The 14,692-nt window shown below is 33.2% G+C and carries 14 protein-coding genes, 2 tRNA genes and 1 rRNA gene; 14 read left to right on the top strand and 3 right to left on the bottom strand.

Annotation, left to right across the window (positions count from 1 at the left end):
- A 5S ribosomal RNA gene (gene rrf, locus RMO70_RS13960) occupies nucleotides 1-100 on the top strand; the annotation flags it as partial.
- A gap of 88 nt (nucleotides 101-188) precedes the next feature.
- Entirely contained in the window at nucleotides 189-1,304 is a 1,116-nt protein-coding gene (locus RMO70_RS13955; protein WP_310557051.1) for a DUF418 domain-containing protein, read from the top strand.
- Nucleotides 1,305-1,490: 186 nt separating this feature from the next.
- On the opposite strand, the gene RMO70_RS13950 is transcribed toward RMO70_RS13955, so the two are convergent.
- Nucleotides 1,491-2,630, bottom strand: a complete 1,140-nt coding sequence (locus RMO70_RS13950) for an acyl-CoA dehydrogenase family protein (RefSeq protein WP_310557050.1) — start codon at nucleotides 2,628-2,630, stop codon at nucleotides 1,491-1,493.
- A 204-nt stretch (nucleotides 2,631-2,834) separates the two neighbouring features.
- Between RMO70_RS13950 and RMO70_RS13945 the strand changes: the two genes are divergently transcribed.
- From RMO70_RS13945 to RMO70_RS13935, 3 genes are all read left to right on the top strand, one after another.
- On the top strand, nucleotides 2,835-3,422 hold the full coding sequence (locus tag RMO70_RS13945) for a chalcone isomerase family protein (RefSeq protein WP_310557049.1): 588 nt from the start codon (nucleotides 2,835-2,837) through the stop codon (nucleotides 3,420-3,422).
- Nucleotides 3,423-3,559: 137 nt separating this feature from the next.
- Nucleotides 3,560-4,786 carry a Glu/Leu/Phe/Val dehydrogenase dimerization domain-containing protein gene (locus RMO70_RS13940; RefSeq protein WP_310557052.1) on the top strand — a complete coding sequence of 409 codons (1,227 nt, stop codon included), beginning with the start codon at nucleotides 3,560-3,562 and terminating at the stop codon, nucleotides 4,784-4,786.
- Nucleotides 4,787-4,848: 62 nt separating this feature from the next.
- Nucleotides 4,849-5,763 carry an energy transducer TonB gene (locus RMO70_RS13935; protein WP_310557048.1) on the top strand — a complete coding sequence of 305 codons (915 nt, stop codon included), beginning with the start codon at nucleotides 4,849-4,851 and terminating at the stop codon, nucleotides 5,761-5,763.
- A 212-nt stretch (nucleotides 5,764-5,975) separates the two neighbouring features.
- On the opposite strand, the gene RMO70_RS13930 is transcribed toward RMO70_RS13935, so the two are convergent.
- Nucleotides 5,976-6,377, bottom strand: a complete 402-nt coding sequence (locus RMO70_RS13930; protein ID WP_310557047.1) for a biopolymer transporter ExbD — start codon at nucleotides 6,375-6,377, stop codon at nucleotides 5,976-5,978.
- On the bottom strand, nucleotides 6,355-7,071 hold the full coding sequence (locus RMO70_RS13925) for a MotA/TolQ/ExbB proton channel family protein (protein ID WP_310557046.1): 717 nt from the start codon (nucleotides 7,069-7,071) through the stop codon (nucleotides 6,355-6,357). The genes RMO70_RS13930 and RMO70_RS13925 overlap by 23 nt, the downstream gene beginning before the upstream one ends.
- 134 nt (nucleotides 7,072-7,205) lie before the next feature.
- On the opposite strand from RMO70_RS13925, the gene RMO70_RS13920 reads away from it, so the two are divergent.
- The 9 genes from RMO70_RS13920 to RMO70_RS13880 form a co-directional block, all read left to right on the top strand.
- Nucleotides 7,206-8,420, top strand: coding sequence for a folylpolyglutamate synthase/dihydrofolate synthase family protein (locus RMO70_RS13920; protein WP_310557045.1), 1,215 nt, complete (start codon nucleotides 7,206-7,208; stop codon nucleotides 8,418-8,420).
- A gap of 82 nt (nucleotides 8,421-8,502) precedes the next feature.
- A tRNA-Val gene (locus RMO70_RS13915) sits at nucleotides 8,503-8,577 on the top strand.
- A gap of 27 nt (nucleotides 8,578-8,604) precedes the next feature.
- Nucleotides 8,605-8,679: transfer RNA gene (locus RMO70_RS13910), tRNA-Val, on the top strand.
- Nucleotides 8,680-8,951: 272 nt separating this feature from the next.
- Nucleotides 8,952-10,193, top strand: a complete 1,242-nt coding sequence (locus RMO70_RS13905; RefSeq protein ID WP_310557044.1) for a site-specific integrase — start codon at nucleotides 8,952-8,954, stop codon at nucleotides 10,191-10,193.
- A 591-nt stretch (nucleotides 10,194-10,784) separates the two neighbouring features.
- Nucleotides 10,785-11,990 carry a DNA glycosylase AlkZ-like family protein gene (locus RMO70_RS13900; RefSeq protein ID WP_310557043.1) on the top strand — a complete coding sequence of 402 codons (1,206 nt, stop codon included), beginning with the start codon at nucleotides 10,785-10,787 and terminating at the stop codon, nucleotides 11,988-11,990.
- A gap of 465 nt (nucleotides 11,991-12,455) precedes the next feature.
- Entirely contained in the window at nucleotides 12,456-12,842 is a 387-nt protein-coding gene (locus RMO70_RS13895; protein ID WP_310557042.1) for a VOC family protein, read from the top strand.
- 249 nt (nucleotides 12,843-13,091) lie between these two features.
- Nucleotides 13,092-13,358 carry a hypothetical protein gene (locus RMO70_RS13890; protein ID WP_310557041.1) on the top strand — a complete coding sequence of 89 codons (267 nt, stop codon included), beginning with the start codon at nucleotides 13,092-13,094 and terminating at the stop codon, nucleotides 13,356-13,358.
- 105 nt (nucleotides 13,359-13,463) lie between these two features.
- The gene (locus tag RMO70_RS13885; protein WP_310557040.1) at nucleotides 13,464-14,393 is read left to right on the top strand and encodes a DJ-1/PfpI family protein; all 930 of its coding nucleotides are present in this window, start codon (nucleotides 13,464-13,466) and stop codon (nucleotides 14,391-14,393) included.
- Nucleotides 14,383-14,692: hypothetical protein (locus RMO70_RS13880; RefSeq protein ID WP_310557039.1), on the top strand; the 310-nt coding region annotated here is incomplete at its 3' end. The genes RMO70_RS13885 and RMO70_RS13880, both read left to right, overlap by 11 nt.

The raw sequence follows: 14,692 nt of genomic DNA, 5'->3' as shown, positions 1-14,692 counted from the left end.
ATTGCGGCGGGGCTCACCTCTTCCCATCTCGAACAGAGAAGTTAAGCCCGCCTGCGCAGATGGTACTGCAATTTTGTGGGAGAGTATGTCGTCGCCTTTCTTTTGAAAAACCCTATCCAAACGGATAGGGCTTTTTTGTTTACTTTTCTCTCAATATTTCTTGATTATATGAACCAATATCAAAACAAATGAATTTAACAACTAGGACAAAAATCATAGACATACTTCGAGGCTGGGCTTTGCTGGTCGTGGTTATTTGTAATTATAGTGTTTTTGCTTATAATGAAGATTATCAGATAGTTGACAAAGGCATTGTGAGCGATATTTTGCAAACTTTGGAAAGATTTTTGTTTTCAGCCAAAGGCTGGTCGTTGCTTTTTGTCTTGTTTGGTTTCGGTTTTGGAGTTTTTATGGATAAATTCCAAGGTAATTCGTATTTGGGTTTTGTTAAACGTATGTTGGTTTTGTTTTTGTTTGCGTTTGTAAACAGTATTATTTACGATGGAGATATTTTAAGGGATTATGCTTTTTTGGGTTTGTTGATTTTGTTTTTTTATAAATTACCAGCAAAGCAAATATTAATTATTGCTTTGACTATATTGTTTTTTATCCCATTTTTAGATGCTTATATCAATAGTTTGGATATGTCGCATGTAGAAACTCAACTTGCGCTTGTTGCTCCGTTGCGGTATAGTTATTATTTTGTTGACTTGTTTCGATTTAATTTTTGGACTTCCTATTATTTTGAAGTTGTCAATCTAGGATATTCGGTAACGGCACATTGTGTTATGTTTGTTTGTATGTTGTTGGGGCTTTGGGCGCAGAAAACGAATTTTTTTGAAACGGTTTTCTCTAACCTGAAGAAAGTTAAAACGATTGCATTGCTTTCTTTTGTTTCTGCTTTGGTTTTGAGTTTGATTTTATTCTTTTCATTACAACATAAAGCGACTTATTTGGCTTATTTTTCTCCAAATTATTGGATTGTTTTGTTGACTATGATTTTTACTACAGCGTGTATTTGTTTGTTGTTTTTGAAACAACGTTGTAAGGCTATTTTTGTTCATTTCTCGGTTGTTGGGCGAATGACTTTGACAAACTATATGGTTCAGAATCTAATTAGTTTTTTTGTTTTTCAGGGTTTTGGTTTGCGTTTGTTTTATAATTTACCCTATTATTCTTATTTTATAATTGCGATTTGTGTTTACATTTTGCAAATTTTTTTCTGTACTTGGTGGTTGAAAAACAATAATTATGGTCCTTTAGAAATTTTGTGGCGCAAGTTGAGTTGTACTATCGGAAATTAGAAACGGTAAATTTTAATTTGTCGTTTGCCCTGCGTGAGGGATAGAAGCGGTAGCCCAGAGCCTGACGAAGGAAGTGCGAGGACTACAAGTGGATAGCCCGACTTGAACGAGGAACGAGAGAAAGGAACGCCAAAAAACAAAAAAACCCAACAAAATGCTGGGTTTTAAATATGAATTGGAATATTTTTATTTTACTAAAGTTCGAGAAATTACAATACGTTGAATCTCCGAAGTTCCTTCGTAAATTTGAGTAATCTTTGCATCTCGCATCATTCGTTCTACGTGATATTCGGATACATAACCATTTCCACCGTGAATTTGTACGGCTTCAATTGTAGTATTCATTGCGGTTTCTGAAGCAAAAAGTTTTGCCATTGCACCCGATTGAGAAATGTCTTGACCTGCATCTTTTTCGGTTGCAGCTTTCAAAACTAACATTTTGGCAGCCATAATTTGCGTTGCCATATCGGCTAACTTGAAGGCAATGACTTGGTGTTGAAAAATTGGTTTTTTAAATGCCACGCGTTCTTGTGCGTATTTTAGTGCAAGTTCATAAGCTCCAGTTGCAATTCCAAGTGCTTGAGAAGCAATTCCAATTCTACCAGCATTTAAAACATTCATGGCAAAATTGAAACCAAAACCATCTTCACCAATTCGGTTTTCTTTAGGGATTTTTACATCAGTAAACATTAGCGAATGGGTGTCGGAACCACGAATTCCCATTTTCTTTTCTTTTGGGCCAATTTCAAAACCTGTCCAACCTTTTTCAACTATAAAAGCATTGATTCCTTTATGACCTTTTTCAATATCAGTTTGTGCAATTACGATATAGGTAGAAGCTGTTCCGCCATTTGTAATCCAGTTTTTTGTGCCATTTAGTAAATAATGGTCTCCTTTGTCGATTGCCGTAGTCTTTTGCGATGTTGCATCCGATCCAGCTTCTGGTTCTGACAAACAAAATGCACCAATAACTTCTCCTTTTGCAAGTGGAATAAGGTATTTTTGTTTTAATTCTTCACTCGCATATTTTTCGATTCCAGCACAAACTAATGAGTTGTTTACTGACATTACAACGGCTGCCGAAGCATCAATTTTAGATAACTCTACTAATGCCAAAGAATACGAAACGCTATCCAATCCTGACCCTCCATATTTTGGATCAACCATCATTCCTAAAAATCCAAGTTCTGCCATTTTTTTGACTTGTTCTGTTGGAAATTTAGAATGTTCATCACGTTCAATTACTCCAGGTAATAATTCTGCTACAGCAAAATCACGTGCCGCTTGTTGAATCATCAATTGTTCTTCGGTTAAATCAAAGTTCATTTGTAAGTATATTTGGTTTTTAATTTTTTTTTAAGAGTTGTCAAATATAGGCGTTAATTTTGAATCTTTCAAATGCTTTTCTGAATTTTAACCGATGTTTAAGTAATACTATAACGTTTTAGTTAATTGTAAAATATTTGAGCTAATATTCTGTTTGGACAAATTAAAAGTATTATTTTTGAAGTTAATTTAAAATTATGAATTATGAAAAAGATAGTCTTATTGTTTTTGTTTTTAATCTCAGCTCAGTTTTATACAGCAAACGCTCAAACTAATTTTGAATTGGAAGGGGTTGTAGTTCCAAGAACAATTGAATTTAAAAGTAAAGAATTACAATTGATAGGTTTTGGAACTAGATCTAAATTTTGGCTTGACATATATGTTCAAGCACTCTATTTGTCAGTTTTGTCGCAGGATCCAAAATATATTTTAGAAAGCGATACTAAAATGGCAGTTAGAATTCAAATCATATCTTCAATGGTTACTTCTAAAAAATTATCTAAAGCTCTTAACAAAGGGTTAATAAAATCTGTAGGTGAGGATAAAATAGAAGCAATTCGATCGCAAGTTGATATGCTTGAAAAGCTAATTGGTTCTGAAATTACAAAAGAAGGGGATGCTTTTAATTTAATATATAACCCTGAAGATTTGTCAATTTGGGTATATAAAAATGATAAATTAGAAGGCAAAATACCAGGTTTTGAATTCAAAAAAGCTTTTTTTGGGATTTGGCTTTCTGATAATCCAGTTGACGAAGATCTCAAAAAAGATTTATTAGGATTAGGAAAATAAAACTAAGCTTCATAATTGTCATTTAAAATAGTTACTATTAATGATAGTTTCTTATTTTATATGTCATCTAAATGCAATCCACTAATTAAGTTTGTTAAGAAATAAAAGATATTTACGCTTATTACAATAATTATATGATGAAAGAGTTACTTCAAATTTTTGAAAATAAAGAACCTGAAATAGTTTTTAACTGGAAAGATCCTGAAACCGATGCAGAAGGATGGACTGTTATCAATTCTCTACGTGGTGGTGCAGCTGGCGGCGGAACTCGTATGCGTAAAGGTTTGGATATTAACGAAGTACTTTCGTTAGCTAAAACAATGGAAGTAAAGTTCTCCGTTTCTGGACCAGCCATTGGTGGTGCAAAATCAGGAATCAATTTTGATCCAAACGATCCTCGCAAAAAAGGTGTTTTGCAACGTTGGTATAAGGCAGTTTCACCATTACTAAAAAGCTATTATGGAACTGGTGGAGATTTGAATGTGGACGAAATTCATGAAGTAATCCCTATGACCGAAGAATGTGGCGTTTGGCATCCACAAGAAGGTGTTTTTAATGGTCATTTTAGACCAACAGAAGCCGACAAAATCAACAGAATTGGACAATTACGACAAGGTGTTGTGAAGGTAATTGAAAACACTACTTTCTCACCAGATATTACCAAAAAATATACTGTCGCCGATATGATTACGGGTTATGGCGTGGCTCAAGCAGTGCGTCATTATTACGATATTTATGGAGGAAGTGTTGTGGGCAAAAAAGCCATTGTACAAGGTTTTGGAAATGTAGGTTCTGCTGCTGCGTTCTATTTGGCAGAAATGGGTGCTAAAGTTGTAGGAATCATTGATAGAGATGGCGGATTGATTAATGAAAGCGGTTTTTCTTTTGAGGAAATAAAAGCATTGTTTTTAAACAAAGATGGCAACAAATTGGTTACCCAAAATATGATGCCATTTGAAGAAATAAACACGAAAATTTGGTCTATTGGTGCCGAAATATTCACCCCTTGTGCTGCCTCTCGATTGGTTACCAAACCGCAAATCGATAGCTTAATAGCTTCTGGATTGGAAGTAATCTCTTGTGGTGCTAATGTTCCATTTGCAGATACTGCCATTTTCTTTGGACCAATTATGGAAGAAGTAGATAGCAAAGTGAGTTTGATTCCAGATTTTATTTCCAATTGCGGAATGGCTCGTGTTTTTGCCTATTTTATGGAGAAAAAAGTTCAAATGACAGATGAATCTATCTTTAACGACACTTCAGAAATTATAAAAAACGCAATTATAAAAACACACGCTCTAAACTCGGATAAAAAGAATATCAGCGCAAGAGCATTTGAAATTGCCTTGAAACAATTGGTATAATTTTTGGAATAAGTATACCAAATGGTTCATATTTTCGTTATATTCTGATTAATAGATTATTTATGAATGCAGTAATTCCAGCTTCAGACAAGAGAAAATCGTTTGTAATTGCAACAATTATATATATGTTGTTTTTACTTGTGTTGTTTTTTATACGCTTTTGGCCGCCTTCAAATACTACCGAACTGCTTTTAGCTGGCGGTGGCGGTGGTGGTGGCGTTACCGTAAATTTTGGCAATACTGATTTTGGTTCGAGTAATAATTTCGAAAGCAAAGCGTTGGAAATAAAAAACGAAGTCAAACAACCAACATCAAAGCCAACAGAACCTGACGAACAAATTATAGCTCAAGAAAATGCGACTGATGATGACGATGTGGTTATTGCTAAAACGACAATAGTAAAAAAATCTAAAGTAGAAGTCCCAAAAAAAGAAACAAAACCTGTAGTCGAAAAACCTAAAGTTACCAAAAACACTAACGATGCTTTGGCGAATATTCTAAAAGGTGGGAATAAAGGCGGTGACGGAAACTCCAGTTCGCAAGGCAACCAAGGATCAGCAAACGGAAGTATTACCAGCGATGGATATGGCGTTGGTGGTTCAGGAGGAGGAACTGGCGGCGGAAACGGAACGGGTAATGGCACAGGAACAGGTTCAGGTAGCGGTTCTGGATCAGGTGGCGGCTCTGGCAGTGGCAGCGGTGGCGGAATAGGCTATTCGTTAGGAGACAGAAAAGCACTATCTAAACCAGCTCCGAAGTATTTGTGTAACGAATCTGGCAAAGTTGTTGTCGAAGTTTCTGTAGATAGAAACGGAAACACCATCAGTGTTGTGCCAGGGGTGAAAGGCTCCACCAATACTGCTAAATGTTTACTCGACCAAGCTCGAATTGCCGCAATGAATACCAAATGGCAAGCCAGCGACAATGCTCCCGAAAAACAAGTCGGAAAAATCGTGTATAGTTTTAGTCTGAATTAGGTTTTTTACAAATTGTAATAAAAACTGTATTTTTTAGAAGCACAATATTTCCGTTCCAATTCAAGATTTCTCCCGCTTTACGTTCCAATCTTTTGCTTTTTAAAGAAAAAAGCAAAAGGATTTTCACTTCAATCGGGGCTAAAATTCAAGATACCTCTTCTATTAAACCCTTTTTATAAAATTTCAACTGAAGTGGAAAAACTCACAAAAAATTATTTTCCAGCACTCGTAGCAATCACAAACTTCAAATTGTTTTTTACACCTATCTGTAAAACATCCACCAAATCTTGCACTTGAAGATTGTACGGAATTCGTACAATTACGGATTGGTCTTTCGATTCGCCTAATTTGGAAAGCAATGTAGTTTCTAATTCTTCAAAAGAAACTTCTTGTTTGTCAAGATAGAATTTTTTTTCTTCGGTTACTGAAAGTGTAATGTGTTGCTTGTTGGTTTTTTCGTTATTTTTAGCTTTTGGCAACGTCATTTTGATGACGTTTGGGTTTGCCAACGTAGATATAATCAAGAAAAACAACAACAAAAAGAACATAATGTCGCTTAACGAAGAGGTGGCTACTTCGGCGTGAAAGCGTTTATTTCGTTTTATTTGTGGCATTTGGTCTCTGAATTATGTTAACAAATTCCAACACATGACGCTGAATGTTGAGCGAAAAACTATCGATTACTCCATTGAACAAATGGTAGGCAGAATAGGCAATGATTCCTACTACGAGTCCAGCTCCAGAGCTAATCATTTTTTCATATAATCCGCCCGAAATATTCCCAATACTAATATTTTCGGTAATCGAAATGCTATAAAAAATCTTGATTACACCACCGATAGTTCCAATAAAACCTAATGTTGGTGCAATTCCCGCAATGAGCCCAAGATGTCCTAATCGGCGCTCCATTTGACCAATTTCAATATTAGCAACCTTTTCCATATTAGATTCGATTTCGGCAATAGGTCTTCCGATAGTGTGAAGCCCTTCTTTGATTACATTTCCAGAAGCAGTAGTATCTTTTGAAGCCGAGGAAATAGCCAAGTCAATATTGCCAGAATTCAAATGAATTCTTATGTCTTTCATCAAATGGGTGTCGTATTTAGTATGTTTTTTCAAATAAATGTAACGTTCGATAATTACATAAAAAGTGTAGAATAAAAGTAACGAGATAGGAATCAAGAAAAAGCCTCCTTTTAGAATAAATTCCAAAACAGAAATTTCGTTTTCTTTGGCAATGTTTTCAATCACTGCTCCAGTTGCAGCAGCAAGGGTGTCGTTTTGGGCTTGAAGAAAAAATCCAATCATAAATATATTGTAAGTAAGGATTATATTAAAAAAAATCTCAAATTTGCACTAAAGATAAATTTCTATACAGTAATAAACTAAAAAATACAATTTTTATTTTGTTTACCCTTGAATTTTCTGATTTAAAAACGAATATGAATTACCAAGAAACTATAAATTGGATGTTTGTCCAGCTCCCAATGTATCAACAGCAAGGGGCTTCGGCGTATAGAAATGATCTGACTAACACCATTTTGTTAGCCAAACATCTAGGGAATCCAGAACAAAAAATAAAAGCAATTCACGTGGCTGGCACCAATGGTAAAGGCTCAACTTCGTCAATGATTGCTTCGGTTTTGCAAGAAGCGGGTTATAAAGTTGGATTGTACACATCGCCACATTTAAAAGACTTTCGAGAGCGAGTTAAAATAAATGGAATTGAAATTTCTGAAAATTTTGTTGTTGATTTTATTTCAAGAAACAAGTCTTTTTTTGAAGATAATAAATTAAGTTTTTTTGAAATGACCGTTGGTCTAGCGTTTGACTATTTTGTAAAGCAAGAAATTGACGTTGCTGTAATTGAAGTGGGAATGGGTGGAAGACTCGATTCTACTAATATTATAACACCATTAGTATCGGTAATTACCAATATTGGATTAGATCACACTCAGTTTTTAGGCAATACCTTAGTGGCAATTGCTGGTGAAAAAGCTGGGATTATCAAGTCAAATATCCCTGTTGTTGTTGGAGAATATACAAAAGAAACCAAAGAAGTTTTTTTGGCAAAAGCCAATGACTGTTTGTCGGATATTTATTTTGCTTGCGACTTGGTTACTAATGATTATCCGTCAGGATTATTAGGTGACTATCAAATTCACAATAAAAAAACAGTAGTTCAAACGATACAAGTATTAAGGAAGTATTTTGAGATCACAGAGAACCATCTTGAAAAAGGCTTGATTAATGTGGTTAAAAACACTGGTTTACTAGGGCGTTGGCAACAAGTTCATTCCAACCCAAAAGTGATTTGCGATGCTGCTCACAACAGCCACGGACTTAAAAGTGTCTTGAATCAGATTCAAAATGAAGTATTTGACAGTTTATTTTTTATTTTAGGTTTCGTAAATGATAAGGATTTGGATGAAATTTTACCATTATTTCCCAAAAAAGCAAAATATTTTTTTTGTAAACCAAATGTTTTACGGGGTTTAAATGCCGAAATTTTGAAACAAAAAGCATTGGAATTTGGATTAATTGGAAACACATACAATTCTGTTTCAGAAGCTTATCAACAGGCTTTGAATGATTCGATAGATTCGGATTTTATTTATATCGGAGGAAGTACCTTTGTAGTAGCAGAAATTGTTTGATTTTTTCGGTTATTTGTTTGCAGGTTCAAAAAACAATAGTATATTTGCACTCACTAATTCACAAAGCAATTTGTAGTGATTAGGGCGATTAGCTCAGCTGGTTCAGAGCACCTCGTTTACACCGAGGGGGTCGGGGGTTCGAACCCCTCATCGCCCACTTTTATTGAAAATATTTTACCCGAAAGGGCGATTAGCTCAGCTGGTTCAGAGCACCTCGTTTACACCGAGGGGGTCGGGGGTTCGAACCCCTCATCGCCCACAAGTATTACTACAATTTGTTTCAAAACCCTTTAAATCGTATGATTTAAAGGGTTTTTTCTTTTTCCTTATAATCAAATTATTCATTAATGCGTGAACCGAAAGGGATAAAATCGGTTACCCTAAACTATCCGAAATTAGGGTAACCGATTTTTATCTCAACCTAGCATTCACAAGGCATTACAACCAGTTCAACGACAAGTTTAAAAATTGTACATCTTGTGTGTTAGTCTTATTATGATTAAATTTAATAATAACTAAAAGGTTACCACGATGAAAACAAAAGTATCAATTCTCTTTTACGCAAAGAGAGCAAAAGCCAATGTAAGCGGATTAGTTCCAATCTACACACGAATTACCATCAATGGAAAACGAATTGAATTGAGTACCAATAGGTTTGTTGAAATAACCAAATGGTCCACAGAAGCTGGTAAAATTAAAGGTAATTCAATTGAAGCTCGTTCAATAAACAGCCATCTTGATATGCTACGAATTCAAATCATTGATATGCAAATGGAATTAGTACACAAAAAAATTCCTGTAACTGCTGAAACACTAAAAAGCAAAATCTTGGGGGTAGATGAAAAAGAAAGAATGATAATTCCAATTTATCAAAATCACAATGATAAAATCGAAGACCTCATCGGAAATGGATATGCTTACGGAACGTTAGAACGTTTCAAAATATCTTTGAAACATCTGCAAGAATTCATATCTTGGAAATACACTGTTTCGGACATCAGCATTAATAAAATCGACTACGCTTTTGTTACTGAATTTGAATTCTATTTGCGAAGCATTAAAAAATGCAACAACAATACTGCTGTAAAATATGTTAGGAATTTTAGAAAAATAATCAAGATTTGTCTAGACAACGATTGGTTAGATAAAAACCCTTGTAACAGATATGAAGGAAAAATGAAAGAAGTCGAAAGAGATTTTCTTACTGAAGAAGAACTAAACAGAATTTACAATAAACGGTTTTCATCAGAACGATTAACATTAGTAAAGGATATTTTTATATTTTCCTGTTATACTGGACTGGCTTATGTTGATGTAAAAGGCTTAAAAAAAGACCACATTGCAATTGGTATTGATGGCGAAAAATGGATTTTTAAAAATCGCCAGAAAACAGATACTAAATCAAAAATACCTGTGCTGCCAATTGCCCAAGAAATCATTCAAAAATATGAAAATCATCCAAGATGTCTAAATGAAGATAGTATTTTGCCAGTTTTAACGAACCAAAAAATGAATAGTTACCTCAAAGAAATAGGCGATTTATGCGACATTTCAAAAGAAATTACTTTTCATATGGCTCGACATACTTTCGCAACCTCTATAACACTTACAAATGGCGTTCCTATTGAAACTGTAAGCAAAATGCTAGGTCATAAAAATATACAGACTACCCAACACTACGCAAAAATTTTAGACAAAAAAGTAAGTGAGGATATGCAGGTTTTAAGAGAAAAATTTTCAAACAATTCTAAAATTGCCATTGCAATAAATTAATATTATTTAAGAACACTTAATTAAGATGAAAATTCAGAAGATGGCACAAAATATTTTTGTTCTTTATGATTACTATTTCTTTGACTTTATTTACAAAATATAAATTTGGGAAGTTATAAGAAATTGAAGGATCGATTTTGAATTTAAACTTTGTTTTGTATTTTTGTGTTCAGGCTCAATCGTAAGTTTCTGGGCTTACCAAATCCACAACTTTTAAAATCACTAAACGTTGTGCGTCAGCTTTAAAAAAAACACCCTGTATAAATTAGACTAACGAAAATATGAGCAATTTTAAAATCATAGTTATTTCAATTGAAACGACAAATGAGTCAATGATTGATATAGAAATTCTTTGGAACAAGTTTTTGTCAGAAAATATTTCTCATAAAATACCAAATAAATAAAGTGAAGACATATATGCTGTTTATACCGATTATGAAAGTGATTATAAAGGAAAATATACTTTAATTATTGGATTTCCAGTAAGCACTTTAGACCATATCTTTCAAATGTTACTGTTCACGGTAAAAAATACTACGATGGAGATAACGCAGAAGTAGAAACCTATATTTCAATTATTGAATAGAATTTATGAAAGGAGAATTGACTTTATCGCAACTTCGTTTTTTAACATTAGAAAGCCAAGGATTAACAAAGTCATATCCTTTTGGAAAAGATAAAAATGCAGTGCTTAAAGCTGTGGAACATCTCGGATATATACAAATAGATACATTGTCAATTGTTGAAAGAGCTCATCATCATACTTTGTGGACAAGGATTCCAAACTACCAAACCTCATATTTAGATGAATTAGTTGACGAGCGAAAAGTATTTGAATATTGGTTCCACGCAGCTTCATATCTTCCAATGAAAGATTTTCGTTTTGTATTGCCTCAAATGTTAGATGTAAAACAAAATGAAAAACATTATTATAATGCTGACCCAAAAGTAATGAAATATGTATTGGACACTATTCGTGCTGAAGGGCCAAAAAAAGCACGAGATTTTGAAAATGAATCAAAAAAAGCAGGAAGTTGGTGGAGTTGGAAGCCTACAAAAGTTGCACTTGAAAGACTTTTTTTGCAAGGAGACTTAATGGTTTCGAGCAGAAACGGAATGCAGAAAACGTATGAAATTACTGAAAAAGTTTTGCCAAAATTAGTTAACACTACGTTACCAACTCAACTTGAGTTTGCAGAATATTTAGTGAAAACCTATTTGCAAGCTTACGGATTTACAACACTTAAACAAATTACACACCTTAAATCTGATAAATTATTAAATAAAAATGCAATTGAGGTTTTACAATCAATGCTACAAGAAGGAAAAATACAAGAAGTAAATATAGAAAATATGCCTTCAGTTTTTGTAGATAATGATTTACTTGAAAAGTCTTTAACCAAAGCTGTTTCAAGTGTTCGACTTTTATCACCGTTTGACAATTCAATTATTCATAGAGACCGAATAAAACAACTTTTTAATTTCGATTTTCGATTGGAATGTTATGTGCCAAAAGAAAAAAGGAAATATGGCTACTTTTGCTTGCCTATATTGTTTGGAGATAAATTTATAGGAAGGGTTGATTGCAAAGCGCATAGAAAAGAAAAAGAATTTGAACTAATACATCTACACATTGAAAACACAAGTATAAACCTTGAATTATGGGTTGAATCTTTTGTAGAATCAATAAATCGTCTAGCAATTTTTAACGGTTGTCAATCTTTAAAACTAACAAAAGTAAGTCCGTCAAATTTAATAGACATATTAAAACGTGTATTACAAAATAATGGACAATAAAGCCGAATTAACACCAGCTTGGAAAAGCAATTTTACCGCTTTTGTCCAATCAAAAAATGAATAGTTATCTCATAGATTCGATACTTTGCGGTGTAACATTTTTAATATTTTTAAATACAAATAAGTTAAACATCAAGGCAAATCAATGGTTTAGTGCTTTTGTGCTTTGTATTTTCTTACTACTTTTAGAAAACATACTTTTATATTCTAAATCTACAATTCACTGGGGTTGACTTCAAAATCTATTTTATCCTCCGTCTGTATATGACGTTTCATTGTCCTTTCATTCTTTAAAAACTTCTTATACATTTGTAATATGAAGAAAATAGTTTTATTATACCGCCATCAGTTGAGCTATTGGATCTTGCAGGACCTGTACAAGTTTTTACAGAAGCCAAATTTTATGGTTTTGAAATCAGCACTTTGCGGTTCAACATTTTACTAACATTTTAAATATTTATAAATATGAAAAACATTAAACTTGACCATTGTGTAATTCACGTTTCAAACTGGGAATCTTCAAACGAATTTTATTCAAAAGTTTTGGGTGCGGAAATCATACCCATTGGTAATGGATTCTCATACAGATTTGGCAAAACTCAATTGAATTGTCACGGACCAAATATTGACGGAACGCCAGTTGCAAAAATTAAAGTTATGCCAGGAGGTAGCGACTTATGTTTTATCTGGGAAAAATCAATTGAAGAGTTAAAACAACATTTAGCCCTAAATTCAATAGAAATCGAAGTTGGGCCAGTTAAAAGATTTGGTGTTAATGGTGAAGGAATCAGTTTCTATTTTAGAGACCCTGATGGTAGTTTAATGGAATTCATAAAATATGATAATAAATAATAACTGGCTACAATACCATATATAATTAATTACTTGCTTCCAGCTTACTTACGAAAATCCTTGTGGGTTTTCTATCCGTTTATTATTTGCTAATTTCCCTGATTAACCACGCAACTAATTATACACAAACACGATAATAGATTAAATTGAGTCACAAAAAGAGTCAGGTTCAAAGTATTATTGAGGCTATTAATAGATTAATTAACGCATCATCCATATCATATTGGACAAAATGATTTTATAGGAGAAATGACTTCCAATAACAATTGGAAATTATTGCCAATTGCACAAGAAATCATTCAAAAATATGCCAGTCATCCACGATGTTTAAATGAAGATAGTATTTTGCCAATTATAACTAATCAAAAAATGAATAGTTATCTCATAGATTCGATACTTTGCGGAGTAACATTTTTAATATTTTTAAATACAAATAAGCTAAACATCAAGGCAAATCAATGGTTTAGTGCTTTGTATTTTCTTACTGCTTTTAGAAAATATACTTTTATATACTAAATCTACAATTCACTAGGACTGACCTCAAAATCTATTTTACACTCTGTCTGTATATGACGTTTCATTGTCCTTTCATTCTCTAAAAACTTCTTATACTTTTGTAATATGAAGAAAATAATTTTTATTATACCGCCATCAGTTGAGCTATTGGATCTTGCAGGGCCAGTACAAGTTTTTACAGAAGCCAAATTTTATGGTTTTGAAACTAGCATTGAATTCTATTCATTTCAAGCAGACACAGTAAGTGCTGTTGGTCTGCCTTTTGGTAAAATTGAAAATTACAAAAAAGCTAAACTCCAAGAGAACGATTTTATTTTTATTCCTGGAATACATTTTGAAAGTTTACAAAGACATATTTCAACCGAAAAAGAGTTTTTTAAATGGCTTGCCGAATGTTCTAAAAGAAAAATAAATATTTGTTCTGTATGTAATGCCGCTTTTGTATTAGGAGAAGCAGGTTTGTTGGATAATAAAGAATGTACTACACATTGGCGAAGAATTGATTTATTACAAACGCTATACCCGAAAACAAAAGTTTTGACTGATGTTTTATTTGCAAAAAGTGGTAACATTTATACAAGTGCAGGCATTAGTGCAGGCATAGATTTAGCCTTGTCAATACTTGAAGAATTAACAGACCCACTATTTGTAAATAAAGTAGCTCGTGGACTTGTTGTATATCACCGCAGAAGTTCAAAACACACCCAGCAAAGTATTTATCTTGATTACAGAAATCATATAAATCCAAAAATTCATCAAGCTCAGGATTTTTTAATTGAAAATATTGCAAGTGAAATCTCTATAGAAAAATTAGGTGCGATTGTTAATATGAGTCCTAGAAACCTTAGTCGGGTTTTTAAAGATACTACCGAAATTACTATTGTGGAATATCTTACCAAACTGCGTATAGAAAAAGCTAAAACGTTGAAAAATAACCCCGAATTTACTATTGAGTATATCGCATCTGAATGTGGGTATAAGTCGGCAAGACAATTGCAAAGAATATTAAAATCAGCAACAGAAAATGAAAAATAGAAAAATGGTTTACGCAACTCTACTTATAACAAGCCTTCTAATTGTCTGGCTTTTTGAGGCTTGTAGCCCAATTCGTAAATTTATGACTTGGGAAAATTATAAAGGGAATAATGATTTCATTTATACACATCCAAAATTAGACAGCTCCAAAAAAACTGTTGTCATTATTGCTGATAATGATGGCACAGAGATTTTTGATATGATGGCACCGTACTATCTTTTTAATGCCACGGAAAAAGCAAACGTTTACATCGTAGCTGAAAAAAAATATCCTGTTACATTAGTTAAAGGGTTTTTTG

The sequence above is a fragment of the Flavobacterium sp. genome (genome assembly GCF_031422135.1).
Taxonomy (GTDB): Bacteria; Bacteroidota; Bacteroidia; order Flavobacteriales; family Flavobacteriaceae; genus Flavobacterium.
Note: the sequence above shows the minus strand (reverse complement) of the source record. Positions and strands in the feature narration are given on the sequence as shown.

Coding starts and splice junctions, on each gene's coding strand:
- RMO70_RS13955 (WP_310557051.1), top strand. CDS start 189: ATGAATTTAACAACTAGGACAAAAATCATAGACATACTTCGAGGCTGG.
- RMO70_RS13950 (WP_310557050.1), bottom strand. CDS start 2,630: ATGAACTTTGATTTAACCGAAGAACAATTGATGATTCAACAAGCGGCA.
- RMO70_RS13945 (WP_310557049.1), top strand. CDS start 2,835: ATGAAAAAGATAGTCTTATTGTTTTTGTTTTTAATCTCAGCTCAGTTT.
- RMO70_RS13940 (WP_310557052.1), top strand. CDS start 3,560: ATGAAAGAGTTACTTCAAATTTTTGAAAATAAAGAACCTGAAATAGTT.
- RMO70_RS13935 (WP_310557048.1), top strand. CDS start 4,849: ATGAATGCAGTAATTCCAGCTTCAGACAAGAGAAAATCGTTTGTAATT.
- RMO70_RS13930 (WP_310557047.1), bottom strand. CDS start 6,377: ATGCCACAAATAAAACGAAATAAACGCTTTCACGCCGAAGTAGCCACC.
- RMO70_RS13925 (WP_310557046.1), bottom strand. CDS start 7,071: ATGATTGGATTTTTTCTTCAAGCCCAAAACGACACCCTTGCTGCTGCA.
- RMO70_RS13920 (WP_310557045.1), top strand. CDS start 7,206: ATGAATTACCAAGAAACTATAAATTGGATGTTTGTCCAGCTCCCAATG.
- RMO70_RS13905 (WP_310557044.1), top strand. CDS start 8,952: ATGAAAACAAAAGTATCAATTCTCTTTTACGCAAAGAGAGCAAAAGCC.
- RMO70_RS13900 (WP_310557043.1), top strand. CDS start 10,785: ATGAAAGGAGAATTGACTTTATCGCAACTTCGTTTTTTAACATTAGAA.
- RMO70_RS13895 (WP_310557042.1), top strand. CDS start 12,456: ATGAAAAACATTAAACTTGACCATTGTGTAATTCACGTTTCAAACTGG.
- RMO70_RS13890 (WP_310557041.1), top strand. CDS start 13,092: ATGACTTCCAATAACAATTGGAAATTATTGCCAATTGCACAAGAAATC.
- RMO70_RS13885 (WP_310557040.1), top strand. CDS start 13,464: ATGAAGAAAATAATTTTTATTATACCGCCATCAGTTGAGCTATTGGAT.